The 25513-nt window shown below is 63.3% G+C and carries 21 protein-coding genes and 1 pseudogene; 15 read left to right on the plus strand and 7 right to left on the minus strand.

The window, feature by feature from the left end:
* Positions 1–38 precede the first annotated feature (38 nt).
* Positions 39–1124, minus strand: a complete 1086-nt coding sequence (gene trmA / locus BLR26_RS25495) for a tRNA (uridine(54)-C5)-methyltransferase TrmA (protein ID WP_045195878.1) — start codon at positions 1122–1124, stop codon at positions 39–41.
* A complete protein-coding gene (locus tag BLR26_RS25500) occupies positions 1121–2416 on the minus strand; it encodes an NCS2 family permease (RefSeq protein WP_045195880.1) in 1296 nt (431 codons plus the stop codon). The genes trmA and BLR26_RS25500 overlap by 4 nt, the downstream gene beginning before the upstream one ends.
* 208 nt (positions 2417–2624) lie before the next feature.
* Here BLR26_RS25500 and BLR26_RS25505 point away from each other — a divergent pair, with 208 nt between their 5' ends.
* Both BLR26_RS25505 and BLR26_RS25510 read left to right on the plus strand, forming a co-directional pair.
* On the plus strand, positions 2625–3104 hold the full coding sequence (locus BLR26_RS25505; protein ID WP_093387837.1) for a GNAT family N-acetyltransferase: 480 nt from the start codon (positions 2625–2627) through the stop codon (positions 3102–3104).
* Positions 3105–3143: 39 nt separating this feature from the next.
* Complete coding sequence (locus tag BLR26_RS25510; RefSeq protein WP_093387840.1) at positions 3144–3692, plus strand: DJ-1 family glyoxalase III; 549 nt, start codon at positions 3144–3146, stop codon at positions 3690–3692.
* A 32-nt stretch (positions 3693–3724) separates the two neighbouring features.
* Here BLR26_RS25510 and BLR26_RS25515 read toward each other — a convergent pair whose 3' ends face one another.
* Positions 3725–4942 (minus strand): MFS transporter, encoded by a 1218-nt coding sequence (locus BLR26_RS25515; RefSeq protein WP_093387843.1) that lies wholly within the window; start codon positions 4940–4942, stop codon positions 3725–3727.
* Positions 4943–5303: 361 nt separating this feature from the next.
* Between BLR26_RS25515 and BLR26_RS25520 the strand changes: the two genes are divergently transcribed.
* The 3 genes from BLR26_RS25520 to BLR26_RS25530 are packed head-to-tail and all read left to right on the plus strand — an operon-like array spanning position 5304 to position 7922.
* Positions 5304–6743: a cytochrome ubiquinol oxidase subunit I gene (locus BLR26_RS25520; protein ID WP_093387846.1), complete on the plus strand. Its 1440-nt coding sequence runs from the start codon at positions 5304–5306 to the stop codon at positions 6741–6743.
* Positions 6744–6746: 3 nt separating this feature from the next.
* On the plus strand, positions 6747–7754 hold the full coding sequence (gene cydB / locus BLR26_RS25525) for a cytochrome d ubiquinol oxidase subunit II (RefSeq protein WP_045195891.1): 1008 nt from the start codon (positions 6747–6749) through the stop codon (positions 7752–7754).
* A gap of 12 nt (positions 7755–7766) precedes the next feature.
* Positions 7767–7922, plus strand: a complete 156-nt coding sequence (locus tag BLR26_RS25530) for a DUF2474 domain-containing protein (RefSeq protein ID WP_045195893.1) — start codon at positions 7767–7769, stop codon at positions 7920–7922.
* 120 nt (positions 7923–8042) lie between these two features.
* On the opposite strand, the gene BLR26_RS25535 is transcribed toward BLR26_RS25530, so the two are convergent.
* Together BLR26_RS25535 and BLR26_RS25540 are read right to left on the minus strand one after the other, a co-directional pair.
* Complete coding sequence (locus BLR26_RS25535; RefSeq protein WP_093387849.1) at positions 8043–9167, minus strand: methyltransferase; 1125 nt, start codon at positions 9165–9167, stop codon at positions 8043–8045.
* A gap of 94 nt (positions 9168–9261) precedes the next feature.
* Positions 9262–9966 (minus strand): annotated as a pseudogene (locus BLR26_RS25540) (autoinducer binding domain-containing protein).
* 344 nt (positions 9967–10310) lie between these two features.
* Between BLR26_RS25540 and BLR26_RS25545 the strand changes: the two are divergent.
* Positions 10311–11087 (plus strand): ferredoxin--NADP reductase, encoded by a 777-nt coding sequence (locus BLR26_RS25545; RefSeq protein WP_093387852.1) that lies wholly within the window; start codon positions 10311–10313, stop codon positions 11085–11087.
* 48 nt (positions 11088–11135) lie between these two features.
* Here the strand turns inward: BLR26_RS25545 and mscL are convergent, their stop codons facing one another.
* The gene (gene mscL / locus BLR26_RS25550; protein ID WP_093387855.1) at positions 11136–11549 is read right to left on the minus strand and encodes a large-conductance mechanosensitive channel protein MscL; all 414 of its coding nucleotides are present in this window, start codon (positions 11547–11549) and stop codon (positions 11136–11138) included.
* Positions 11550–11724: 175 nt separating this feature from the next.
* Between mscL and radA the strand changes: the two genes are divergently transcribed.
* From radA to BLR26_RS25595, 9 genes are all read left to right on the plus strand, one after another.
* A complete protein-coding gene (gene radA, locus BLR26_RS25555) occupies positions 11725–13092 on the plus strand; it encodes a DNA repair protein RadA (RefSeq protein WP_045195900.1) in 1368 nt (455 codons plus the stop codon).
* Between the two features lie 105 nt (positions 13093–13197).
* A complete protein-coding gene (locus BLR26_RS25560; protein WP_045195901.1) occupies positions 13198–13701 on the plus strand; it encodes an RNA polymerase sigma factor in 504 nt (167 codons plus the stop codon).
* A 68-nt stretch (positions 13702–13769) separates the two neighbouring features.
* Positions 13770–14768, plus strand: coding sequence for a FecR family protein (locus BLR26_RS25565; protein ID WP_256326782.1), 999 nt, complete (start codon positions 13770–13772; stop codon positions 14766–14768).
* Positions 14769–14843: 75 nt separating this feature from the next.
* Positions 14844–15302 (plus strand): hypothetical protein, encoded by a 459-nt coding sequence (locus tag BLR26_RS25570; RefSeq protein ID WP_143013313.1) that lies wholly within the window; start codon positions 14844–14846, stop codon positions 15300–15302.
* A 178-nt stretch (positions 15303–15480) separates the two neighbouring features.
* A complete protein-coding gene (locus BLR26_RS25575; protein ID WP_093387860.1) occupies positions 15481–18171 on the plus strand; it encodes a TonB-dependent receptor in 2691 nt (896 codons plus the stop codon).
* Positions 18172–18253: 82 nt separating this feature from the next.
* A complete protein-coding gene (locus BLR26_RS25580; protein ID WP_093387863.1) occupies positions 18254–18871 on the plus strand; it encodes a heme acquisition protein HasA in 618 nt (205 codons plus the stop codon).
* 160 nt (positions 18872–19031) lie between these two features.
* The gene (locus tag BLR26_RS25585) at positions 19032–20807 is read left to right on the plus strand and encodes a type I secretion system permease/ATPase (RefSeq protein WP_093387866.1); all 1776 of its coding nucleotides are present in this window, start codon (positions 19032–19034) and stop codon (positions 20805–20807) included.
* 2 nt (positions 20808–20809) lie between these two features.
* Entirely contained in the window at positions 20810–22144 is a 1335-nt protein-coding gene (locus tag BLR26_RS25590; protein WP_093387869.1) for an HlyD family type I secretion periplasmic adaptor subunit, read from the plus strand.
* 5 nt (positions 22145–22149) lie between these two features.
* Positions 22150–23496, plus strand: a complete 1347-nt coding sequence (locus BLR26_RS25595) for a TolC family outer membrane protein (RefSeq protein WP_093388205.1) — start codon at positions 22150–22152, stop codon at positions 23494–23496.
* Between the two features lie 283 nt (positions 23497–23779).
* Here BLR26_RS25595 and BLR26_RS25600 read toward each other — a convergent pair whose 3' ends face one another.
* Positions 23780–25300, minus strand: coding sequence for a nucleobase:cation symporter-2 family protein (locus BLR26_RS25600; RefSeq protein ID WP_045195912.1), 1521 nt, complete (start codon positions 25298–25300; stop codon positions 23780–23782).
* Positions 25301–25513 lie beyond the last annotated feature (213 nt).

The following is a 25513-nucleotide window of genomic DNA, read 5'->3' on the forward strand; positions in this document are numbered from 1 at the left end:
GCCCGCTCCTGCAGGAGCGGGCTTGACCCGCGGTAGCTTCAACGGCGAACCAGCAACACCCCGCTCTCCATGTGATGGGTATACGGAAACTGGTCAAACAACGCACAGCGCTCGATGCGATGGGTGTCGTGCAACTGGGCGATGTTGGCCGCCAGGGTTTGCGGGTTGCAGGAGATGTACAGGATGTTGTCGAAGCGCCGGGTCAGCTCGCAGGTATCCGGGTCCATGCCGGCGCGCGGCGGGTCGACGAACACACTGGCGAACTGGTAGCTCTTAAGGTCAATGCCTTCGAGGCGGCGGAACGGACGCACTTCGTTCAGCGCTTCGGTCAGCTCTTCAGCCGACAGACGCACCAGGCGCACGTTATCCACAGCGTTGTCGTCGAGGTTGTGCAGGGCGGCATTGACCGAGGTCTTGCTGATCTCGGTGGCCAGTACCTTGCGCACCCGGGTGGCCAGCGGCAGGGTGAAGTTGCCGTTGCCGCAGTACAGCTCGAGCAGATCGTCCTGGCGCTCGCCCAGGGCTTCATAGGCCCAGTTGAGCATCTTCTGGTTGACCGCGCCGTTAGGCTGGGTGAAGGCGCCTTCGGGCTGGCGGTAGCGGAAGGTGCGCCCGGCAATCTGCAGCTCTTCAACTGCGTAATCGCGGCCGATCACCACGCGCTTGCCCTTGGAGCGGCCGATGATGCTCACGCCCAGGTCGCTGGCCAGTTGCTGCGCGGCGCGCTCCCAGTGCTCGTCCAGCGGACGGTGATAGCACAGGGTGATCATTGCATCGCCTGCCAGGGTGGTGAGGAACTCCACCTGGAACAGCTTGAAGCTCAACGCCGAGCTGGCTTGCCAGGCGGCCTTGAGCCGTGGCATCAGGTCGTTGATCTGCAGACTGGCAATCGGGAAGTCTTCAATCAGGATCGGCGTGTGTTTCTCGCCCGGGGCGAACATCGCGTAGAAGCGCTGCTCGTTTTCGCGCCACAGGCGGAACTCGGCGCGCAGGCGATAGTGCTCGCGCGGCGAGTCGAATACCGCAGGCTCGGGCGCCGCGAACGGCGCCAGCAGCTCGCGCAGGCGCGCGACCTTGGCGTCGAGCTGCTGGGTGTAGGTCGAAGGGTCGAAGACAGCACTCATGCGTTGAACCAGCCCAGTTTGATGACGAACAGGACCGAGAGGATCACCAGTGCCGCGTTGAGGTCACGGGCGCGGCCGGAAAGCAGCTTGATCGCGGTCCAGGCAATGAAACCGAAGGCGATGCCGTTGGCGATCGAGTAGGTCAGCGGCATGGCCAGGGCAGTGACCACCACCGGCGCGGCTTCGGTAATGTCGTCCCAGTTTATTTCAGCCAGGCCCGAAGCCATCAACACGGCGACGAACAACAGCGCCGGTGCCGTGGCGAAGGCTGGCACGCTGCCGGCCAGCGGTGCGAAGAACAGCGCCAGCAGGAACAGAATGGCTACCACGATGGCGGTCAGGCCGGTGCGGCCACCGGCGCTGACGCCGGCTGCAGATTCGATGTAGCTGGTGGTGGTCGAGGTACCCAGCAGGGAACCGGCCATCGCCGCGGTGCTGTCGGCGATCAGCGCCCGGCCCATTTTCGGCATGTGGCCGTCCTTGCGCATCAGGCCGGCGCGCTTGGCGACGCCGATCAGGGTGCCGGAGTTGTCGAACAGGTCGACGAACAGGAAGGCGAAAATCACGCTGATCAGGCCGACGTCCAGCGCGCCCTTGATGTCCAGCTGCAGGAAGGTCGGCGCCAGCGACGGCGGCATCGACACCACGCCGTTGAATGGAGTCACGCCCAGGGCGATCGAGGCCACGGTCACCGCCAGGATGCCGATCAGCACCGCGCCGCGGACCTTCATGGCCTCCAGCGCGACGATCAGGAAGAAGCCCAGGGTGGCGAGGATCGGCGCCGGTTTCTTGAGGTCACCGAGGCCCACCAGGGTGGCCTGGTTATCGACGACGATGCCGGCGTTATGCAGGGCGATCAGCGCCAGGAACAGGCCAATACCGGCGGCAATTGCCGAACGCAGCGGCAACGGGATGCTGTTGACGATCCATTCGCGGATGCGAAAGATCGACAGCAGGAAGAAGCACACCGCCGAGATGAACACCGCGCCCAATGCCACCTGCCAGGTGTGGCCCATGTGCAGGACCACGGTGTAGGTGAAGAAGGCGTTCAGGCCCATGCCCGGTGCCAGAGCGATCGGGTAGTTGGCGATCAGGCCCATGGTGGTCGAGCCGATGGCCGCTGCCAGGCAGGTGGCGACGAACAGCGCGCCCTTGTCCATGCCGGTCTCGCCGAGAATGCTCGGGTTGACGAACAGGATGTAGGCCATGGCCAGGAAGGTGGTCACGCCCGCGAGAATCTCGGTGCGGACATTGGTGTCGTGTGCTTTTAGTTGAAACAGCCTTTCCAGCATGCCTGCTCCCCGTGGCGCTCCCGGCGCCGTGAATGTATCGACCCAGTTAGCAAAGCACAGACTGTACCGGGAGACTGTGGTTTTTCCCTGGGTCGGAAAAAAGCCGCGCATCATACCAGCATGCTCGGGCAGCGGTAATTAATGTCGCGATACACTGCAGATATCTGCAGGTTCTGCGCCGTTCCCCCCATCCCGAGTTGACCATGCTGTGCACCTGACCGACTACCGCGACCTTAACCCGGCCCAGCGCGAGCAACTGCTCGACATCCAGGTGCGGCCTGAGCAACTGCGCTTTGCCGGCGATATGGCTAGCGCCTTGTACACCCTGCAAAGTGGCGACAGCCCCGACCGGCGTGGCGTGGCGCTGCTGCTGGACAACCTGCCGCGGGCCTTCTTGCTGCTTCAGCGCGGGGTGTTCCTGGCGCCCTGGGCCCGGGCCGATGCGGCGACGATCAATGCCTTGCAAGTCGATCAGCGCTTGCAGGGCCAGGGCCTGGGGCGATTTTTCATGCAGGCGTTGCCGGGCCTGGTGCGCGAGGCGTGGCCCGAGGTGTGTTGCCTGCAGCTTTCTGTAGACCGGGACAACCACGCCGCCCTGGCGCTGTACCTGGCCAGCGGCTGGGTCGACAGCGGCGATGGCTACCGCGCGCGCCAGGGCCACGAGCGTCAACTGACCCTGTTGCTGTGAGCGACTAAGCTTGTGGGATACCCCGGCGGAGAGCAGTTGATGACCCACAGAGCCCTGATCGTAGTCGCCGAAGGCGCGGATGACCTGCAGAGCGTGACCCTGATCGACGTGCTGCGCCGCGCCGAGATCGAAGTGGTGGTGGCCAGTATCGAAGGCCGGCGGATGCTCACCTGTGCCCGCGGCACGCGCTTGACCGCCGACGGCATGCTGGTCGACCTGCTGGCCCAGCCGTTCGACCTGATGGTCTTGCCCGGGGGCGAAAAAGGCGCACAGCACATGGCCGCGCACCAACCACTGGCGCAGCAGGTCAAGGATCAGGCCAGGGCCGGCAAGTTTTTTGCCGCGATCGGCGAAGCGCCGTTGGCGCTGCAGGCCTATGGTGTGTTGCGCCAGCGACGCATGACCTGTGACCCGGCTGTCAGCCAGGGGTTGTCCGGGTGCAGCTTTGTCGATCAGCCGGTGGTGGTGGACGGTAATTGCATCACCGCCCAGGGGTCGGCGGCGGCGCTGGAATTTGCCTTGGTGTTGGTCGAGCAACTGGCGGGCAGGGTGCTGCGCAAGCGGGTGGCGGCTGAGCTGCGGGTGTGACTATCGCGGGGCAAGCCCGCTCCCACAGGCCCTCACTGCTTATGCATATGATCGCGCCCAGCCAGGGTCGGAAACAGCTTGATCCACACCCCGGTCACCAGCAGCGTGCCGACCCCGCCCAGCACTACCGCCGGTACCGTGCCGAACCAGTGCGCAGTCACTCCTGACTCGAACTCACCGAGCTGGTTCGAGGCGCCGATGAACAGCCCGTTCACCGCGCTGACCCGGCCGCGCATTTCATCCGGTGTCTCCAGCTGCACGAAGGCACCGCGTATTACCATGCTGATCATGTCGGCGGCGCCCAGCACCGCCAGCACGGCGAGGGAAAACCATAACGAAGTGGACAGGCCAAAGGCAATGGTCGCCACCCCGAACACGCCGACAGCGGTAAACATCACCCGCCCGACCTTGCGCTCCACCGGAAAGCGCGCCAGCCACAGCGACATCAGCAGGGCGCCCACCGCCGGCGCCGAGCGCAGCAGGCCCAGGCCCCAGGGGCCGGTCAGCAGGATGTCCTTGGCAAACACCGGCAACAGCGCGGTGGCGCCGCCCAGCAGCACGGCGAACAGGTCCAGGGAGATCGCCCCGAGGATGTCCGGGCGGCTGCGGATAAAGCGAATGCCGGCCATCAACGATTCGAGGCTGGCGCGGCCCTGGTTGCCTGGTTGCTGGCGCGACACCAGGCCCAGGGTCAACACGCAGGCAATCAGGTACAACGCTACCGTCGGCCCGTACACCCAGACGCTGCCAAAGGCATAGAGAAAACCGCCCACCGCCGGCGCGACGATGGTCGCCGCCTGCATCGCCGAGGCAGAAGCAGCCACGGCACGTGGAAACAGCTCGGAGGGCACCACATTGGGCAGCAGCGCCTGGGTCGCCGGCATTTCAAAGGAGCGTGCGCTACCGAGCAAGAACGCCAGCAGGAAGATCAGTTCGCGGCTGACGCTGTGGGTGCTGCTGGCGACCACCAGCACCAGGGCGATCATGGCCTGGGCACTCTGGCACAGGGCGGCGACCCGGCGCCGGTCATAGCGGTCGGCGACGTGTCCGGTGTGCAGCATGAACAGCACCCGCGGGGCAAATTCCACCAGGCCCACCAGGCCTAGGTCGAGGACATTGCCGGTCAATTGGTAGAGGTGCCAGCCGATCGCCACGGTAAGCATCTGAAAGCCGCTGGCGGTAAATACCCGGGCCAGCCAGAAGGCCAGGAAGGGACGGTGATGACGCAGCAGCAAAACGGGGTCTGACATCGGCGAAACAGAGCCTCGGCGCAGGGATCGACGCTGCAGGTTATCACCACTTTGTAACAGCAGGTTGCGAGGAATGGCACCTGCGTGCGGTAAGCGCACTGTTTTGGGGCGCGGTAAAGGGGGTGAGACAACCGGTCACGCGGCAATCAACCACACAAGCGCACAGCCCGTTCAGGACTATCCTTTCAGGCATCCGTTGATCTGGATCAATTGTTTCATTTGCAACGGCATGGCCAGACGGCCGAATTCCCTGCGATGTGATGTTTACAGAACAATTCCAACTTGCCGCACTCAACTACCGTGGGGGCAGTTGGCGCCAAGGCCACCGCCTGACGCCGGATTACCTGACAGAGGAAGCACTATGTTCGGATTAGAGGCTCTAGATCTCGCCCGAATTCAGTTCGCGTTTACCGTGTCCTTTCACATCCTGTTCCCGGCCATCACCATTGGCCTGGCGAGCTACCTGGCTGTTCTCGAAGGGCTGTGGCTGAAGAGCAACAACAGCGTCTACCGTGACCTTTACCATTTCTGGTCGAAAATCTTTGCCGTCAACTTCGGCATGGGGGTGGTCTCCGGTCTGGTCATGGCCTACCAGTTCGGCACCAACTGGAGCAAGTTCTCCGATTTCGCTGGCTCCGTCACCGGGCCGCTGCTCACTTACGAAGTTCTCACCGCCTTCTTCCTTGAAGCCGGTTTCCTTGGCGTCATGCTCTTTGGCTGGAACCGCGTCGGCCGTGGGCTGCACTTTTTCGCCACGGTCATGGTGGCCATCGGCACTTTGATCTCGACCTTCTGGATCCTCGCCTCCAACAGCTGGATGCAGACCCCCCAGGGCTACGAAATCGTCAACGGCGTAGTCGTGCCGGTGGACTGGTTCGCGGTGATCTTCAACCCGTCGTTCCCTTACCGCCTGGCGCACATGGCGACTGCCGCCTTTGTTGCTACAGCGTTCTTCGTCGGCGCCTCGGCCGCCTGGCACTTGCTGCGCGGCCGCGATAACCCGGCGATTCGCAAGATGCTTTCGATGGCCATGTGGATGGCCCTGATCGTCGCCCCGGTACAAGCGGTGATCGGCGACTTCCACGGCCTCAATACCCTCAAGCACCAGCCGGTGAAAATCGCTGCTATCGAAGGCCACTGGGAAAACAAGCCAGGCGAACCGACCCCGCTGATCCTCTTCGGTATCCCCGACATGGAAGCCGAGACCACCCGCTTCAAGGTGGAAATCCCGGCGCTGGGCAGCCTGATCCTGACCCACAGCCTGGACAAGCAAGTGCCGGCGATGAAGGAGTTTCCGAAAGAAGACCGGCCTAACTCGACCATCGTCTTCTGGTCGTTCCGGGTCATGGTCGGCCTTGGCATGCTGATGATCTTCGTCGGCCTCTGGAGCCTGTGGCTGCGCAAGAGCGACAGGCTCTACAGCTCGCGGCCGTTCCTGTACCTGACCTTGTGGATGGGCCCCTCCGGCCTGATCGCGATCCTCGCCGGCTGGTTCACCACCGAGATCGGCCGCCAGCCCTGGGTGGTCTATGGCCTGATGCGCACCGCCGATGGCGCCTCGAACCACAGCTACGGCCAGCTCGGCCTGACCCTGGTGATGTTCGTGGTGGTCTACTTCGCGCTGTTCGGTACCGGCCTTGGCTACATGATGCGCCTGGTGCGCAAAGGGCCGAAAACCGGTGAAGGCGACGAGACCAACCCGGGTGGCCCCGGCCAGCAACGCACCCCGGCACGGCCGCTGTCTGCCGCCGATGACGATCATGACAATGGCGAGCACGCCAGCCTGAACAAGGGGAACTGAATCATGGGTGTTGATCTTCCGCTTATCTGGGCCATCATCATCATCTTCGGCATCATGATGTATGTGGTCATGGACGGCTTTGACCTTGGCATCGGCATCCTCTTCCCGTTCGTCAAGGGCGAGCAGGACCGCGATGTGATGATGAACACTGTCGCCCCGGTCTGGGACGGTAACGAAACCTGGCTGGTGCTCGGTGGCGCGGCGCTGTTCGGCGCCTTCCCGCTGGCCTACGCCGTGGTGCTTTCAGCGCTGTACCTGCCGTTGATGCTGATGCTGATCGGGCTGATCTTTCGCGGCGTGGCCTTCGAGTTCCGCTTCAAGGCCACTGCAGCCAAGCGTCACCTGTGGGACAAGGCCTTCATCGGCGGCTCGCTGGCGGCTACCTTCTTCCAGGGCGTGGCCCTGGGCGCCTTCATCGAAGGCTTTGAGGTGGTCGATCGCAGCTACGCTGGCGGCAGCCTCGACTGGCTGACCCCGTTCAGCCTGTTCTGCGGCCTGGGCCTGATCGTGGCTTACGCCTTGCTCGGCTGCACCTGGCTGATCATGAAGACCGAAGGCAAGCTGCAACTGCAGATGCACGACCTGGCGCGGCCGCTGGCCCTGGTGCTGCTGGCGGTGACCGGCATCGTCAGTATCTGGACGCCGCTGGCCCACCCGGACATTGCCGAGCGCTGGTTCAGCCTGCCCAACCTGTTCTGGTTCCTGCCGGTACCGATCCTGGTCCTGGTAACTCTTTACGGTTTGCTCCGGGCGGTGGCGCGTAACGCACACTACACCCCGTTCCTGCTGACCCTGGTGCTGATCTTCCTCGGCTACAGCGGCCTGGGCATCAGCTTGTGGCCGAACATCATTCCGCCGTCGATCTCGATCTGGGACGCTGCCGCGCCGCCGCAAAGCCAGGGCTTCATGCTGGTCGGGACCTTGTTCATCATCCCGTTCATCCTCGGTTACACCTTCTGGAGCTATTACGTGTTCCGCGGCAAGGTGACCCACGAAGATGGCTACCACTAGGGGAGCATGGCAATGACTGGCAAAGGCACGATGGACGAAGAGAAGAAACCGCTCTGGCAGCGCCTGGGCTGGTTGGTAGCGATCTGGGTCGGCAGCGTGGTGAGCCTGGCCCTGGTCGCCTGGCTGATGCGCCTGTTCATGAGTGCGGCCGGACTGAGCACGCACTAGTACGATATTTCCCATCCCGCCTTGCGGCGGATTTACAGCCCTTCGCAGCATCAGCTGCGGAGGGTTTTTTTTGCCCTGTGGGGGCGGCTTGACGCGTGATTCAGGCGACGCGGTACTGGCCTATTTACGCGCCTTGAGCACCACGAACTTGGGCGTCGCCGCCACCTGCTCGACCCCACGGAACAAGCGCGCCAGCTTGCTGTGATAACCCAGGTGACGATTGCCGACGATATACAGCGCACCACCGACCACCAGCGCCTCGCGCGCTTGCTGGAACATCTGCCAGGCGAGGAAGTCACCGACTACCTGCTGTTGATGGAACGGCGGATTGCACAGCACCACATCCAGCGACTGCGCTGGCTGCCCGGCCAGGCCGTCGTCGGCGCGCACCGTGACTTCACGCGGGCCCAACGCCGCCTGCCAGTTTTCCAGTGCCGACTGCACGGCCATGTATGACTCGTCGACCAGGGTGTACTGCGCCTGCGGGTTGGCCAGCGCGCTGGCGATGGCCAGCACGCCATTGCCGCAACCGAGGTCCGCGACACGTGCATCGCCGAGGTCCTTGGGCAGGTGCGGCAGGAACGCCCGGGTGCCGATGTCCAGGCCTTCGCGGCAGAACACGTTGGCGTGGTTGAGCAGCACCAGGGGGGGCGCGTCGAGTTGGTAGCGGGTCGGGTAGGGCGAAACGAACGCCGGCTTCGGCTCGAAGGTGGCAATCAGCAGCCGGGCCTTTTTCTGCGCCAGCGATGCCTGCACCGGGCCGATGTATTTCTCCAGCAAATCGCCAGCAGCCCGTGGCAGGTGCTTGATCATGGCCCCGGCAACAACCTGGGCACCGGGCGCCAGTTGGCCTTGCAGGCGAATCAGTTGCTCTTCGAGCAGGGCAAGAGTCTTTGGCACGCGTACCAGTACCCGGTCGAACGGGCCTTGCCAGGTGCTACTGGCCGCCACGAACGGCACCGCGTCGAAGGCCAGGCCATTGCGCACCAGGTTCTTTTCCAGGGCCAGGTGCGCCAGGTGCGAATCGCCGCTGCTGAGCACCGAGACATGCGGCGCCAGGCTGATGGCCAGGGCGCCGAAACTGTCGTTGAGCACCAGTACCCGGGTATCGGCGGCAGGTGCCTGCGCGGCCAGGTGCTCCAGCAGATACTCGTCGGCAGCATCGAAGGCTTGCAGGGGATCGTTGGCTTGTTCGGGCTGGCGAAGCAGGTCGAGTTCGGCGAAGGGGCTGGTCAGCAGGGGCATGGTGTAAGGCTCTGGGGCATTGATGTGCGTGCGCGCGGCGCGCTCTACAGGGCCGTGATTCTACCGTGCTTTGCGAAGGTACGGGGGCGTTGGCTCAGATCAGGCCACGCATCGCCGCAATGGCGATTGCGCCGGCTTTGTTGCTGGCGTTGGTTTTGGTGATGATGCTGCGGATGTGAAAGTTCACCGTGCTCTGTGACAGCGAGAGGATGCAGGCGATGTCGGCGGCGGTCTTGCCGGCGGCCGACCATTTGAGCACTTCGGTTTCCCGCTCCGAAAGGTTGTACGCCGGGGTTGCTTGCCCGGGTTGGCGGTCAATCATCAGCGTGTGCAGCAGGTTGCACAGCCAGATGGTCTGGCCGGCCTTGTCATAGAGTTCGTCTAGATTGATTGCGCCCTGGCTGCGGGCGATGCTGAGGATGCTTTCGTTGTGACGCATGTCGTGGGCCGACTGGCTCCAGCCGTGGCGCAAGCCGAAGGATTTTGCCTCTTCGCGAAATTCCGGTGTCTCTCGGAACACATCATCGCACTACAGCAATGGCATCAGGGAGTGGTGGCAATGGGCGACGGTGGGATCGATGTCCACGTAGTTGCAACGTTGGTAGCGTTCGTTCCAGGCGTCGGGATAGTTGTTGAAGAATCGCATTTGCGGCGCGAAAGTGGCTATCTGCACGCGCATGCCGAAACACAGGTACTCCATGTCCAGTTGCTGGGCCAGGGAAACCGCCAGGTCAAACATCCGTTGTTCATCTGTTTCGGCTAGCAACTGCTCGAGTTGCTGTTCTTTCCAGTGCGGCATGGGGGAGATCTCAAGGGGGTGGATCCAAGATCTGGCAGGGTGCAAAGTAGTGTAGGAAATGTCCCACGGTTTTGTTGGGTTTTTTGGCTATAGAAATGTGAACATTTTGGCAGGCCTGTTCTTTAGCGATCTTCTTGATATCAGTTCGAAATCATTGGGCTATTACCGGCATCGTGCAGTGATTTTCTCCTGTCGCTGTTGAAGTGTTGTGACAAGGGGTTTTTCTCCCTTCGGCGTCGCTTGTGCGGCTGGTACCGCGCCCGCGGTTGATGCCACTACAAACCAACGGTGTTTATCCCTCGGCGTTTGCGCGACACTGGGGCATCTGTTTTTTGGAGCAAGCCATGACTGCCAGTGCTGAAAAGTTCACCCGCCAGACGCTGCTCGACGTCCAGCCGCTGACCCCCAGCCTGTTCAGCCTGCGAACCAGCCGCGACCAGGGCTTTCGTTTTCGTGCCGGGCAGTTCGCCCGTCTTGGGGTGACCAAGGCAGACGGTAGTGTGGTCTGGCGCGCCTATTCGATGGTGTCCTCACCGTTCGACGAGCATCTGGATTTCTTTTCCATCGTAGTGCCGGGCGGCGAATTCACCAGTGAGCTGAGCCGCCTGGGCGCCGGCGACAGCCTGTTGATCGATCGCCAGGCCTTCGGTTACCTGACCCTCGACCGCTTCGTTGATGGCCGCGACCTCTGGCTGCTGGCGACCGGCACCGGTATCGCGCCATTCCTGTCGATCCTCCAGGACTTCGAAGTGTGGGAGCGATTCGAGTCGATCAAACTGGTTTATTCGGTGCGTGAGGCCCGCGAGCTGGCCTACCTGGATTTGATCGCCGGCCTGGAGCAGCGCGACTACCTGGCCGAGTACGCCGGCAAGCTGCAGTTCATCCCGATCGTCACCCGCGAGCAGCATCCGGGAGCGCTGAACCAGCGCATTACCACCCTGATCGAGAACGGCGAGCTTGAACGCGCGGCGGGCCTGGCGCTGACTCCGGAACATTCGCGGGTAATGCTCTGTGGCAACCCGCAGATGATCGACGACACCCGCAAAGTGCTCAAGCAGCGCGACATGAACCTCAGCCTCAGCCGCCGCCCCGGTCAGGTCGCGGTCGAGACCTACTGGTAAGCGCCAACAAAAACGGCGCCCGCAGACGCCGTTTTTTTAGCCCTGGGTTCAGGGTTGCCGATTCTGCGACTTGAGCAGGTCGCGAATTTCGGTGAGCAGCTCTTCTTCTTTGGTCGGCACCGGCGGCAGGGTCGGCGCGGCGGCTTCTTCGCGTTTCAGGCGGTTGATGACCTTGACGCCCATGAAAATCGCGAAGGCGACGATGATGAAGTCGAGGATGGTCTGGATGAATTTGCCATAGGCCATCACCACCGCCGGTATGTCGCCTTCGGCGGCCTTGAGGGTGACCGCGAGGTCGCTGAAATCGACGCCGCCGATCAGCAAACCGATCGGTGGCATGATCACGTCACCTACAAAAGATGAAACGATTTTGCCAAAGGCGGCGCCGATAATGATACCGACGGCCATATCGACGACATTCCCTTTGACCGCGAAGGCCTTGAATTCATTGAGCACGCCCATGGTTTATTCCTTGTAACAGATGAGTTGGGTAAACGCAGTGTAATTCAGCTATGCGCTTCATGCTCCGCGCTGCAGCAACAGACTGCGGTTATACCGAATAGTTTTGTCGTTTTCTCTGCCCGCCGGGGCGTCCGAGGTCGGCTATGATGGTGCCTTTTTCCAGAGGACCGTCCCCATGGCCAAGGCCAAGCGCATGTACGGCTGCACCGAGTGCGGCGCGACCTTTCCGAAATGGGCCGGGCAATGCGCTGAATGCGGTGCCTGGAACACCCTGGTCGAGACCGTGCTCGAGAGTGGCGCGGCCGCCGCACCGAGCGGGCGCACCGGCTGGGCCGGGCAGCAGGCGCAGATCAAGACCCTGGCCGAAGTCAGTGTCGAGGAAATCCCGCGCTTCACTACCGCCAGTGCCGAACTCGACCGGGTACTCGGCGGCGGCCTGGTCGACGGTTCGGTGGTGCTGATCGGTGGTGATCCGGGCATCGGCAAGTCGACCATCCTCCTGCAGACCCTGTGCAACATCGCTACGCGCATGCCGGCGCTGTACGTCACCGGCGAAGAGTCCCAGCAGCAGGTGGCGATGCGCGCCCGGCGCCTGGGCCTGCCCCAGGACAAGCTGCGGGTGATGACCGAAACCTGTATCGAGACCATCATCGCCACCGCCCGGCTGGAGAAGCCCAAGGTGATGGTCATCGACTCGATCCAGACCATCTTCACCGAGCAGTTGCAGTCGGCGCCTGGCGGTGTTTCCCAGGTGCGCGAAAGCGCAGCCTTGCTGGTGCGTTATGCCAAGCAGAGCGGCACGGCGATCTTCCTCGTCGGTCACGTGACCAAGGAAGGCGCGCTGGCCGGGCCACGGGTGCTCGAGCACATGGTCGATACCGTGCTGTATTTCGAGGGCGAATCCGACGGCCGCTTGCGTTTGCTGCGCGCGGTGAAAAACCGTTTTGGCGCGGTCAACGAGCTGGGCGTGTTCGGCATGACCGACCGTGGCCTGAAGGAAGTCTCCAACCCCTCGGCGATCTTTCTTACGCGTGCCCAGGAAGAAGTACCGGGCAGCGTGGTCATGGCCACCTGGGAGGGTACCCGGCCGATGCTGGTGGAGGTCCAGGCCCTGGTCGACGACAGCCACCTGTCCAACCCGCGGCGGGTCACCCTGGGCCTGGACCAGAACCGCCTGGCCATGCTGCTGGCGGTGCTGCATCGCCATGGCGGCATCCCTACCCATGACCAGGACGTGTTCCTCAACGTGGTCGGCGGCGTCAAGGTGCTGGAGACGGCCTCCGACCTGGCGCTGATGGCGGCGATCATGTCCAGCCTGCGCAACCGCCCGCTGGACAACGGCCTGCTGGTGTTTGGCGAGGTTGGCTTGTCTGGCGAAGTGCGCCCGGTGCCGAGCGGCCAGGAGCGTTTGAAGGAAGCGGCCAAGCATGGCTTCAAGCGCGCCATCGTGCCCAAGGGCAACGCCCCGAAGGAAGCGCCGCCTGGGCTGCAGGTGATTGCCGTGACCCGCCTTGAACAGGCGCTGGACGCGCTGTTCGAGTGATCTTCGCATCCCGGCACGTGCAAGGCGTGCCGGGGTGAAGTTGCAACTGATTCTCACTAACGAGTAGCATACCGCCTTCTTTCCGGCCATCCACAGGGAGTTCGCGTGGCGGAGTCCGACTTGAAGCGGCTGTTCCTCAAGCACGCGAAAACCTTGCAGGGGTTGCTGACGCGCAAGGTGCGTGACCCGCAGCTGGCTGCCGACCTGGTGCAGGAAAGTTTCCTGCGCCTGGCCGAGCAACAGGGCCGCGAACGAATCGACAACACCCCGGCCTACCTGTATCGCACCGCGCACAACCTGATGATCGATCATGTTCGCCAGCAGCAACGGCGAAAGACCGATTCGGTGCCCCACGAAGCACTGGAAACCATCGTCGAGGACAGCCCGGGCCTGGACGAAAACGCCGCCACCGAGCAGCACATGCGCCGCCTGCGCCGGGCCCTGGCCGACTTGCCGCCACGCACCCAGGAAGTGTTTCGTCTGAACCGCCTTGAGGGCATGACCCACGCCGAGGTGGCGCGGGCGCTGGATATTTCCGACAGCTCGGTACAGAAGCATCTGGCCAAGGCCCTGGCCTATGTGATGCAGTGTCTGCAGGAACCAGGATGACGAACGGTTTACTGGGAAATGCGCCTTCAGACGTCAGCACTCACATAACCAGAATTCGAGAGAACCGTGTGACCAGCCAGAACTCGCCAGAGCAAGCCATTCGCGAGCAGGCCGCCGAGTGGGCGGTGCTGCGCTGCGCCGGCCCGTTGAACCCCGAACAGACGCAGGCGCTGGCGCGCTGGCTGGCCTGTGATCCGCGCCATGCCCAGGCGCTGGATTTTGCCCAGGCGACCTGGGCTGATCTCGGCCGTCTTGGGCGCATGCACCAGTCCGCGCCAATGGCAGCCCCGGCGCTGGCTCGGCCACTGGCCGGGCGTCGGCGCCGTTCACGCCTGCGCTGGGCGCTGAGTACGGCGGCGTTACTGGTGCTGGCGGTAGTGGGCGTGGAGCAGGCGCCGAGCCTGGCGCTGGCATTGCGTGCCGATTACGCCACGGCCAAGGGTGAAGTTCGCCAGGTGACGCTGCCCGATGGCAGCCAGGTCGACCTCGACAGCCAGAGTGGCATCGAGCTGGCTTATAACGACAGCGAGCGCCGCGTGCGCCTGTTGGCCGGTGAAGCAGTGTTCACCGTTGCAGCGGTTTCTGGCGCTGAACAACGGCCCTTTGTGGTCGAGCGGGCAGGGGGCAGCAGTCGCGCCCTGGGCACGCGTTTCGTGGTGGGCCCCGAGCCTGACGGCGGCACCTGGGTCGGCATGCTCGAACACAGTGTTGCCGTGACCTTGCAGGCCAGCCCGCACGCGGGCAGTTCCGAGCAGGTGCTCAAGGAAGGCCAAAGCCTGCGCTACGACGCCGCCCATGGCATTCGCCCATGGCCTGAGCAGGACGTGCGTCGCGCCAGCGCCTGGCAGCGCGGCGTGCTGGTGTTCGAGCGCGAACCGCTGGCCGAGGTGGCCGCACAGCTCAATCGCTACCGTGACGGCCATGTGCTGATCACTGACAAGGCCCTGGCCCGGCGTGAGGTCAGCGGCATGTTTCGCCTGGATAACCTCGATGCCGCGCTGGCCATGCTGACTGAAGAGCTCAAGGCCAGCCGCCTCGACCTGCCCGGGCTGACGCTGATCTATTGATCGCTGCGCCGGCGATTGTCGGTCGCGCTGTTTTCTACGAAACTGGCGTTTTGACAACGATCTCAAGGCAGGGATATGGCCAGTGGTTTTCTCGCGTGTGTTGCTTCATCCATCTGTGGCGCCTTGCTGCTCGGAGTGTCCAGCACTCACGTGCTGGCGGCCGACGACCTGGTGCAATTCGATCCCGCTACGTGCGAGTTCGGCGCAAAGCTTGAGCCGTACTACGACAAGGCCATCGCCAAACGTCAGGCGTTGCCTGCCCAGGCGCAGGAAGAGGAGGTGAGCTACCCGGTCGATCTGCCCTTCCACGGCATCAAGGTCACAGCGGTGTTCATCGGCTATGAATGGCACGGGATCTACTTCGATGCGCCGCCCGAGCAGGTGCGTTCGCTGTTTCGCCAACTGGGCTACCGCGTGGCCGAAGACGGTGACATGTCGGCCAGTGGTGATGAGGTCGCGGTCACCGCATCGATCATCGAAACCAGCGACAAGGCCCGCCAACAAGGGCTGTCGGCGCTCACCTGCGGCGTCTGAAACAAGCACCCTGAAATTCTTTTGAATTTTCGTTACTGACTTTTCCCGCGTTGCACGTCTGTTTGTTGAGATTGATTTTCATTACTAGAAAACGCCAACACAGCGAGCAACAGACGTGAGCAATCAACAACAACGACGCACCCGGCCGTTCGGTCGGGTAGCCCTTGCCAGCAGCCTGATGCTGGCGGCCTGGACCTTGCCGATGGGGATCGGTAGCGTGCAGGCCGCCGAGCCCGCTCACCCGAGCCAAACTACTGCCCTGATCCGCTTTGACATTCCCGCCCAGGCGCTGGACAGCGCCGTGCTGGCCTTCGCCGAACAGGCTGGGGTCCAGGTGTTTTTCGACAGCCGCAAACTGGCTGGCCTGCGCAGTGAGGGTTTGCGCGGCGAGCACTCGGCTCAGCAAGGGCTTGGCCTGTTGTTGCGCGGTTCGCCCGTGCGCTATCGCTTCAGCGGCACTGACCGGGTCGGCCTGGAGCGGGTCAGTGATGATGGCCAGACCCTCGAGCTGGGTACCACCCATGTCGACTCCAACAGCGATGCCGACTGGGTCTACCAGACGCCGCGTTCGGTCAGCGTCATCACCCGCGAGCAGATCGACAAGCGCCCACCGCGCCACGCCGCTGACATGCTCGAAGAAACCGCCGGCGTCTACACCGCGGTCAACCAGCGCGATCCGGGGCTGTCGGTGAACATTCGCGGCGTGCAGGACTATGGCCGGGTCAACATGAACATCGACGGCATGCGCCAGAACTTCAACGTCAACGGCCATCAGCAGCGCAACGGGGTGATGTTCATCGACCCGGAGTTCATCAGCTCCATCGAGATCGAAAAAGGTACCCAGGCGGGCATGGGCGGTGCTGGTGTTATTGGCGGTATTGCCAGCTTCAACACGGTCCAGGCCCGTGATTTTCTCGGCCCCGACAAGGAGTACGGTGGCCGCCTGCGCGCCGGCAACGGCATCGGTGAGCTGGGCAATGGCACAAACTTCAATGGCAGCGCATTGTTTGCCTTCGGCAATGAGCTAGGCGATGTACTGCTGGGCGTCAGTGAGCGGCACTTCGGTGATTACCGCGCCGGCACCAACAACGCTGACAACCTCGGCACCCAGATCCGCGGCAAGACCAGCTACCCCGAAGCCTGGAAGGACTGGCTGCACTCCGAGGTCGGCGAGACCGGTAGCGTCACGCGCTCGCAACTGCTCAAGCTGGGCCTGAACCTGCCCAACGACCAGCGCCTGCAGCTCAACTACATGGAAACCGACACGGACAGCAAAGATGCCTGGACCTATTACGACAATCAGACTCGGCAGTTCTATTACAAGCGCACCGGCAGCAGTGATTTCAACGCCCGCAACGCCTCGCTCAACTACAGCTACAGCCCGGACAACGACCTGGTCGATCTGAAGGCCAAGCTGTATTTCGTTTCGACCCGCCAGGATCGCTGGAACGCCGGTAATGACGCCTCGGCCAGCAGCAACAACCGCGTCGAGGCGTATGACGATCGTTTTCAGACCGATACCTGGGGCCTGCAACTGGAAAATACTTCGCGCTTCTATTTGGGGGACGCCGACAAGCTCACCTTTAACTACGGCACCGAATTCTTCCAGGATCGCTTCAAACCGAAAACCGATCGGGTCCCGGCACTCAACGAACAGGCTTTGCCTTACGTTCAGGGGGCCACGCCTGAAGGCAAGCGCATCATGGCCAGCCTGTTCGGCGATGTGCAGTACGAGCATGGCGACTGGCTGACGGTCGATGCCGGATTGCGCTACGACCGTTACCGCCTCACCGGCGAAACCGGCATCACCACCTGGATGTACCCAAGGGGTGTCACGGGTGAAAACCTTCAACGCGTGCAGACTCACCTGATCTTTGACGAAGAACACGAGCAGGGCCGTTTCTCGCCCACCTTCGGCATTGCGCTGAAGCCCGGTGTCGACTGGATGCAGGTCTACACCCGCTGGGGACGTGGCTGGCGTCCGCCGTCAGTGACTGAAGTATTCATGAGCGGCCGTCCCCATGGCGGCGGTAGCGAGATGCTCTATCCCAACCCCTTTCTCAAGGCCGAGGAGTCGCACAACTGGGAGCTGGGGGTGAACCTGTTCAAGGAATCGTTGCTGCAGGAAGGTGATCGCTTTGGCGCCAAGGTCGCCTATTTCGACACCCGCATCGACAATTTCTCGTTCATGGATGTCAACGCCGATGTGCCCGGCGCCTCTGCACTGGGGACTTCACTCGGGCGCTCGGCGTATCAGAACAACCTGGAGCAGACGCGTTTTCGCGGGGTCGAATACAGCCTCGACTACGACGCCGGGCGTTACTACAGCCAGCTCAGTTATACCCACATGATTGGCAGCAACGATTTCTGCTCCAAGCAGTTGTACATGGGGGGAGGGCAGCGCCTGGTCAGCGCCGGGACGGTGCTGCGCCCGGTGCGGGTCGGCAGCCGCGTGATCATGTTGCCAGTGCGCGTTTCGCGGGCCGAGGACGCTGCCGACCTCGATCAGACAGTCAGCTGCGGTCACATCATGGGCAACGCCAGCTACATGCCGGCAGATCGCGGCTCGCTGACGGTCGGCATGCGCTTTCTGGACCGCACCCTCGATGTCGGCGCCCGCCTGCGTTACAGCAAGGGCAATGGTGAGAACCTCAACGACCACGGCTACCGCCTGATCGACCAGGCGCAGTGGCCCAAATACAAGGTCTACGACCTGTACGCCAGCTACTGGATGACGCCGAGCCTGAACCTCGCGCTGTCGCTGGAGAACGCCACCGACGAAGCCTATTTCGTGGCCATGGGCGACACCGACAACCTGTCGCTGGCCCGCGGCCGGACCTTGAGCGGGATGCTCGAATACAAATTCTGATCCACACCGGGTTTGCCCATGTCGGGCGACACGAAGGCAGGGAATACGCCTTCGCAATCATGCAATGCAACGAGGAACCGTTATGACTCTTTCCGTTACTTACGATGCCGCCTTCTCCAGCTCGTCGATCGATGACTACCTGGCGTTCTGGACTTCGGGCTTCGTCACTGCAGGTCATGGACAAAGCAATACCGGCGGCTTCAGCAACGGCAGCCTGAGCGGCGACCAGTACGCTACCCATGGTAGCCAGGGCTCCGACTACGCATTCATCGCCGACAGCAACACTGCCAATGGTCTGCACTATGTGTTCGACCGCGGCCTGCCAGCCGGTGACAACCTCAACCACTACCTGTGGGGCGAACTGGACAACGTTTCCCTGGGCCAGGTGCTGGGCGGCGGTAGCGGTAGCGACTTCACCCTGAGCAACTACGTGGTCAGCTTCAACGGCCTGGACCTGGACGCCGCGCTGGGCGCCGGTCGTGCCGGCAACGAAGTACAGAGCGTGATCTACGGCCTGATGCAGGGCAACACCTCGGCCCTGGAAGGCGTGCTGGACAACCTGCTGGCCGGTTACGGCGTGTCTACCGACGACAGCTTCGACGTGGTCAGTGCTGCATTGGCTGCCGGCCCGCTGAGCGTGGCCTCGGCCGATGTCGTGGGTGTCCAGGCCCTGGCTGACGACTTCGCCCTGGCCGCCTGACCCCAGGTAAAAAAAAGCGAATGGAAGATCACTCCTCCATTCGCTGCTTGCTTACCCCGCCGCCTGCGTCTTTGCCGGGCCCAGGTGGCGGTGGTGCGAATTCTGCGAGCCTGCGCCGGCGAGGTCAATCGCCCGCAGGCTTGCCCTGTCGAGGACGTTCATGAAAGCCACCCGCTCCCGCCCTGCCAACGAAGTGTTGCAGGCGCTCAAGGCCTGCCGCGCCGGCTTTGCCAACATCGGCCTGTTCACTGCGGTGATCAACTTGCTGATGCTGGCGCCGGCGCTGTACATGCTGCAGGTCTACGACCGGGTGCTGTCCTCGGGCAACGAGATGACCCTGCTGATGCTCAGCCTGATGGTGCTGGGCTTGTTCGCCTTCATGGGCCTGCTGGAATGGGTACGCAGCCTGGTGGTGATCCGCCTTGGCACGCAAATGGACATGCGCTTGAACCCGCGGGTGTTCGAGGCCGCTTACCAAGCCAGTCTGGCCGGCCACAAGGGTGCAGCGAACCAGGTGCTGAGCGACCTGACCACCTTGCGCCAGTTCGCCACCGGCCAGGCGCTGTTCGCCTTTTTCGATGCGCCGTGGTTCCCGGTGTACCTGTTGGTGATGTTTCTGTTCAGCCCATGGCTGGGCTTGATGGCGCTGGTGGGCGCGGTGCTGTTGACGATTCTCGCCTGGGTCAACGAGCGCCTGACCCAGGCGCCGTTCGCCGAAGCCGGGCAGTTGGCGCAGCAGGCCGGGCAACAGGCTGGCGCCAACCTGCGCAATGCCGAAGTGATGGAAGCCATGGGCATGCTGGCGGCGGTGGGCCAGCGCTGGGCCAGCTTGCACCATGGTTTTCTCCTGCGCCAGAACCTGGGCAGCGAGCGCACGGCGGCAGTGACTGCGGTGTCCAAGAGCCTGCGCCTGACCCTGCAATCGCTGGTGCTGGGCCTGGGCGCGTGGCTGGCGATCGAGCAACTGATTACCCCGGGGATGATGATCGCAGGCTCCATCCTTATGGCCCGGGTGCTGGCGCCAATCGACCAATTGATTGCCGTGTGGCGCCAGTGGGGTTCGGCCCGCCAGGCCTATGAGCGCTTGCACAGCTTGCTCAGCGAGCAACCGCCGCGTGCACTCGGCATGCCGTTGCCGGCACCCAGCGGGCGCTTGCTGGTGGAGCAACTCAGCGCCCTGCAGCCGGGCACGCGCAAGCCGTGCCTGGCCAACCTCGGCTTCGAACTGGCGGCCGGCGACAGCCTGGGCATCATTGGTGCGTCGGGCTCGGGCAAGTCGACCCTGGCGCGCTTGCTGGTTGGCGCGGCGATTCCGGCTGCCGGCAAGGTGCGTCTGGATGGCGCCGAGCTACAGCAATGGGACAAGGGCCTGCTCGGCGCGCACATCGGTTACCTGCCCCAGGACGTGCAGTTGTTCGCCGGCAGCATTGCCGAGAACATCGCCCGCTTGGGTGAAGTCGATTCGCACCAGGTGGTGGCTGCTGCGCAACTGGCCGGTGTCCACGAGCTGATCCTGAAACTGCCCAATGGCTATGACACCCAGCTTGGTGAAGGCGGGGCGGGGCTCTCCGGTGGCCAGCGCCAGCGCATCGGCCTGGCCCGGGCGCTATACGGCCTACCCGCACTGATCGTGCTCGATGAACCCAACTCCAACCTCGATGACTTCGGCGAACGCGCCTTGCTCGAGGCGATCCGCCAGGTCAAGGCGCAACAGCGCACGCTGATCCTGATTACCCACAAATCCAGCCTGCTGGCCGCAGTAGACAAGCTGCTGGTGCTGCAGAACGGCCAGATGCAGGCCTTCGGCCCGACCGCGCGGGTGCTGCAGGATTTGCAGCGCAGCCACAAGCCAGCCGGCATTCCCACGCCTGCTCCGACTCCGGCGCTGCGCAGCGCGGCCAGCGTCAGCATGAGCTATGGCACCCCGAGATCCTGATCATGACCGCCCCTCAGTCGCTTCACGCTCAAGCCATTCCCGACAACCTGCTGAGCCTCGATGCCCGCCGTCACAGCCGCCTGGGCCGCTGGCTGGTGATCGGCGGCTTTGGCGGTTTCATCCTCTGGGCAGCCCTGGCGCCGCTGGACAAAGGCGTGCCGGTGTCGGGCAACGTGGTGGTCGCCGGCAGCCGCCAGGCGGTGCAGCATCCCACCGGCGGAACTATCGAACGCCTGCTGGTGCACGATGGCGACAGCGTCAGCGCCGGCCAGGTGCTGGTGCAGATGGACGCCACCCAGGCCCAGGCCCAGCATGATTCGTTGCGGGTGCAATACGTCAACGCCCGGGCCAGCGAGGCGCGCCTGCAAGCTGAGCGTGACGGCTTGGAAAGCATCACTTTCCCGGCCGAGTTGCAGGCACTGGTCAGCGAGCCCTGGGTCGCCACCGCCCTGGAACTGCAACGCCAGTTGCGCAGCAGCCGCCGCCAGTCGCTGGACATGGAACTGGCCGGCCTGCGCGAAAACATCGCCGGCGCCGAGGCCATGCTGGCTGGCGTGCAGGGCTCGATGAGCCACAAGCAGGAACAGCGCGCCGCGCTTGCCGAGCAATTGCAGGGCCTGCGCGAACTGGCCCGTGACGGCTATATCCCGCGCAACCGCCTGCTCGACAGCGAACGCCTGTACGCGCAGATCAACGGCGCGATTTCCGAAGACCTGGGCAATATCGGCCGCAGCCGCCGCCAGGTCCTGGAGCTGAAACTGCGCATGGCCCAACGTCAGCAGGAATACCAGCGCGAAGTCGGCCAGCAGTTGAGCGACATGCAGTCCAGTGCTGAAGACCTCGGCAACCGCCTGCGCAGCGCCGCCTTCGAACTGGCCAACACCCAACTGCGCGCCCCGGCCAGCGGCACGGTGGTGGGCCTGAGCGTGTTCACCAATGGCGGGGTGATTGCCCGTGGTCAGCAACTGATGGAGATCGTCCCGATGGACGCGCCCTTGCTGATCGATGCTCGCGCCCCGGTGGAGCTGGTCGATCGCCTGCATCCGGGCCTGCCGGTAGAGATCATGTTCGTCGCCTTCAACCAGAGCAAAACTCCGCGGGTCGATGGCGAACTGACCCTGGTCTCGGCCGATCGCCTGGTCGATGAGCAAACCCAGCAACCTTACTACCAGGTGCGCGCCAAGGTCAGCGATGCCGGCTTGCAGCAACTGGCCGGCCAGGACATTCGCCCCGGCATGCCGGTGCAAGCCTTTGTGCGTACCGGCGAGCGCTCGATGCTCAATTATCTGTTCAAGCCGTTGACCGACCGGGTGCATGTCGCCCTGGCGGAGGAATGATGTCGATGCGTGCGATATGCTGCCTGCTGTTGCTGGGTGCCAGCCTTTCGGCCGCCGCCGTCGACCTGGGCGATGCCTATGCCCTGGCGGTGCGTAACGATCCGGTCTTCCATGCCGCCATCGCCGAACGCGATGCCGGCCTTGAGAGCCGCGCCATTGGCCGCGCGGCGCTGCTGCCGAACCTGTCCTACCGCTACAACAATGCCCGCAACGACTCCGAAGTGACCCAGACCAACGCCCGCGGCAACATCACCAGCCAGCGTGATTACCGCAGCTATTCCTCGACCCTGACCTTGCAACAGCCGCTGTTCGACTATGGCGCCTGGGCCGAGTACCGCCAGGGCGTGGCCAAGGCGCTGTTGGCCGACGAGCGCTTTCGCAGCCGCAGCCAGGAACTGGCGGTGCGGGTGTTCGCCGCCTACAGCGAAGCACTGTTCGCCAACGAACAGATCGCCCTGGCCCAGGCCCAGCGGCGCGCTTATGCCGAGCAACTGCAATTGAACCGGCGCCTGCTCAAGGGCGGCGAGGGCACCCGCACCGACCTGCTGGAAACCCAGGCCCGTTACGAGCTGGCCCAGGCCCAGGAAATCGAAGCCAGCGACAACCTCGATGCGGCCTTGCGGAGCCTGCAGGCGATCATCGGCGAACCGCTGGAAGTCGCCGACCTGGCGCCCTTGAGTGGCGAATTTCGCGTTCAACCTTTGCAGCCCCTGGGTTTTGAAAGCTGGCGCGACCTGGCGGTTGCCCACAACGCCGAGCTGGCCTCCCAACGACACGCCCTGGTTGCCGCCGACTACGCCGTCGAGCGCCAGCGCGCCGGTCACCTGCCAACGTTGAGCGCCTACGCCAGCAGCGGCAAATCCAGCTCAAGCTCGGAAAGCAGCTACGACCAGCGCTATGACACCGACAGCATCGGCATCCAGATCAGCCTGCCGCTGTTCGCCGGCGGCGGGGTGTCGGCCGCGACCCGCCAGGCAGCTGCCGAGCGTGACAGTGCGCGTTTCAGCCTCGACGGGCAGATCGCCGATACCGTCAACCAGCTGCGCAAGCAATTCAATCTCTGCGCCAGCAGCACGGCGAAGATCCGTGCCTATGAACTGGCAGTCAAATCCGCCCGCGGCTTGATTAGCGCTACGCGCAGAAGCGTGGCCGGCGGTGAGCGGGTCAACCTCGACGTGCTCGATGCCGAGCAGCAGCTCTACAGCGCCCGCCGCGACCTGGCCCAGGCGCGCTACGACTACCTGCGCGCCTGGCTGCAGTTACGTTATCTGGCCGGGGTGCTGGAGCCGCAGGATTTGCAGCAATTGAATGGCTATTTTAAGAGTCGCTCGCAGGGCCTGGCGGGACGCTGAGATCAGCTTGCCGTTTGACTTGCAGCAATCAGGCGTTTGACTTGTCGTTCGCCAGGTTTTGACATAATTGCTTAGCTGCTTTGTTGGTATGTCCAATAAAAACGGGGCTTTCATGTGCTATGTTTTGACTTGCTGTGGAAGCGCTCTAGAGATAATTTGACATGCCGACTTTCAAACACCGCGAACTGGAACACCCAGCAGCTGTCATCGGTGCAACACTAGCGACTCGATAGAAAAGGCCGGTGCATGTGCACCGGCCCCGAAGATTCAACCGCTAACTCATTCAGTGTTCCGAAACCGTCTCTCGTCGCGCCGGCGGTTCTCCATGCTCGCCCTCGCTCATCACCGGCACTTCTATGCCCTCGGCGTTGAACAGCTTGCCATCTTCGAAGTAGTCACCATCGCGCAGGGCGGAGATGTCCGAGTAGTGGATGGTGCGTTCGTAAGCGGCAGCGAACACCGACTGCTGGTCGGAGTTGCCGGTGGTGAAGTGGTTGAACACCAGGTTGAGGACGATCGCCATGATCGCTGCCGAGCTGATGCCGGAGTGGAAGATGGTCTCGAACCAGTTGGGGAACTGCGCGTAGAAGTTCGGCGCAGCGATCGGGATCATGCCAAAGCCCAGGGAGGCGGCGACGATGATCAGGTTGACGTTGTTCTTGTAGCTGACCTTGGACAGGGTGCGGATACCGCTGGCGGCAACGGTGCCGAACAGCACGATGCCAGCGCCACCGAGTACCGAGGTCGGCACTGCGGCAATCACCCGGCCCATGATCGGCAGCAGGCCGAGCACTACCAGGATCACCCCGCCGGTGGCCACCACGTAGCGGCTCTTGACCCCGGTCACGGCCACCAGGCCGACGTTCTGGGCGAAGGCGCTCTGGGTGAAGGAGCCGAAGATCGGCGCCAGGATGCTCGAGGCCATGTCGGCGCGCAGGCCGTTGCCCAGGCGTTTGGAGTCGACCTTGGTGTCGATGATTTCACCGACTGCGAGGATGTCCGCCGAGGTTTCCACCAGGGTCACCATGATCACGATGCACATCGACAGGATGGCGGCGATGTGGAAGGTCGGCATGCCGAAGTGGAACGGCGTCGGCATCGCCACCAGCGGGCCGTCGAGGACCTTGCTGAAGTCAGCCATGCCCAGCGACCAGGCAATCAGGGTACCGATGACCATGGCCAGGAGGATTGACAGCCGCGAGATGGTCGCGCTGCCCAGCTTGCTCAGCACCAGGACGATGACGAAGGTCAGCCCGGCCAGGCCGATGTTGGCCATGCTGCCGAAATCCGGGGCCTTGCTGTTGCCGCCCATGACCCAGCGCGCGGCCACTGGCATCAGGGTCAGGCCGATGGTGGTGATGACGATGCCGGTCACCAGCGGCGGGAAGAACTTGGTGATCCGCGAGAACACCGGGGTAATCAGAAAGCCGATCAGCGACGCCGCCATGACCGCGCCCAGTACCCCGGGCAAGCCACCGCCACCTTCACTGCTGAGAATTGCGCCCATGGTTGCTACACCGGCGAACGACACGCCCTGCACCAGCGGCAGCTGGCAACCGAACCACGGCAGGCCGAGGGTTTGCAGCAGGGTGGCGAGGCCACCGGCAAACAGCGAGGCGGCGATCAGCAGGCCGATGTCGGCAGGGCCCAGGCCGGCCGCCTGGCCGAGGATCAACGGCACGGCGACGATACCGCCGTACATGGTCAGAACATGCTGCAGGCCATAAGCCAGGTTGGCGCCAAGGCCCAGGTTCTCGTCTTCGGGACGCTGGGCTGAAGACGTGCTAGGGGAGGACGTATTCATGGGGCAAGTTCTCAGTTTTATTGTTGTGGCGCTACTGTAGACAAGTCCTACACGTGAATGCCAGAACAATTGTATACAATTTTTAGATTTGCGTAGGAACAGTCCTACCCATGGTTTGGCTTCAGGGCTGGATGCAGATTCTGTTCCAAGAGCCACAGGCCAGCGCCACAGGGCCTCGTGCGGGCACCGTGGGGCTGGCTATAAAGCTGTCCA

Origin of the sequence: Pseudomonas sp. UC 17F4, assembly GCF_900101695.1 — a bacterium.
Classification (GTDB): Bacteria; Pseudomonadota; Gammaproteobacteria; order Pseudomonadales; family Pseudomonadaceae; genus Aquipseudomonas.

Coding starts and splice junctions, on each gene's coding strand:
- BLR26_RS25595 (WP_093388205.1), top strand. CDS start 22,150: ATGCGTGCGATATGCTGCCTGCTGTTGCTGGGTGCCAGCCTTTCGGCC.
- trmA (WP_045195878.1), bottom strand. CDS start 1,124: ATGAGTGCTGTCTTCGACCCTTCGACCTACACCCAGCAGCTCGACGCC.
- mscL (WP_093387855.1), bottom strand. CDS start 11,549: ATGGGCGTGCTCAATGAATTCAAGGCCTTCGCGGTCAAAGGGAATGTC.
- BLR26_RS25510 (WP_093387840.1), top strand. CDS start 3,144: ATGACCCACAGAGCCCTGATCGTAGTCGCCGAAGGCGCGGATGACCTG.
- BLR26_RS25545 (WP_093387852.1), top strand. CDS start 10,311: ATGACTGCCAGTGCTGAAAAGTTCACCCGCCAGACGCTGCTCGACGTC.
- BLR26_RS25590 (WP_093387869.1), top strand. CDS start 20,810: ATGACCGCCCCTCAGTCGCTTCACGCTCAAGCCATTCCCGACAACCTG.
- BLR26_RS25530 (WP_045195893.1), top strand. CDS start 7,767: ATGACTGGCAAAGGCACGATGGACGAAGAGAAGAAACCGCTCTGGCAG.
- BLR26_RS25500 (WP_045195880.1), bottom strand. CDS start 2,416: ATGCTGGAAAGGCTGTTTCAACTAAAAGCACACGACACCAATGTCCGC.
- BLR26_RS25535 (WP_093387849.1), bottom strand. CDS start 9,167: ATGCCCCTGCTGACCAGCCCCTTCGCCGAACTCGACCTGCTTCGCCAG.
- BLR26_RS25585 (WP_093387866.1), top strand. CDS start 19,032: ATGAAAGCCACCCGCTCCCGCCCTGCCAACGAAGTGTTGCAGGCGCTC.
- cydB (WP_045195891.1), top strand. CDS start 6,747: ATGGGTGTTGATCTTCCGCTTATCTGGGCCATCATCATCATCTTCGGC.
- BLR26_RS25580 (WP_093387863.1), top strand. CDS start 18,254: ATGACTCTTTCCGTTACTTACGATGCCGCCTTCTCCAGCTCGTCGATC.
- BLR26_RS25520 (WP_093387846.1), top strand. CDS start 5,304: ATGTTCGGATTAGAGGCTCTAGATCTCGCCCGAATTCAGTTCGCGTTT.
- radA (WP_045195900.1), top strand. CDS start 11,725: ATGGCCAAGGCCAAGCGCATGTACGGCTGCACCGAGTGCGGCGCGACC.
- BLR26_RS25600 (WP_045195912.1), bottom strand. CDS start 25,300: ATGAATACGTCCTCCCCTAGCACGTCTTCAGCCCAGCGTCCCGAAGAC.
- BLR26_RS25575 (WP_093387860.1), top strand. CDS start 15,481: ATGCTGGCGGCCTGGACCTTGCCGATGGGGATCGGTAGCGTGCAGGCC.
- BLR26_RS25515 (WP_093387843.1), bottom strand. CDS start 4,942: ATGTCAGACCCCGTTTTGCTGCTGCGTCATCACCGTCCCTTCCTGGCC.
- BLR26_RS25570 (WP_143013313.1), top strand. CDS start 14,844: ATGGCCAGTGGTTTTCTCGCGTGTGTTGCTTCATCCATCTGTGGCGCC.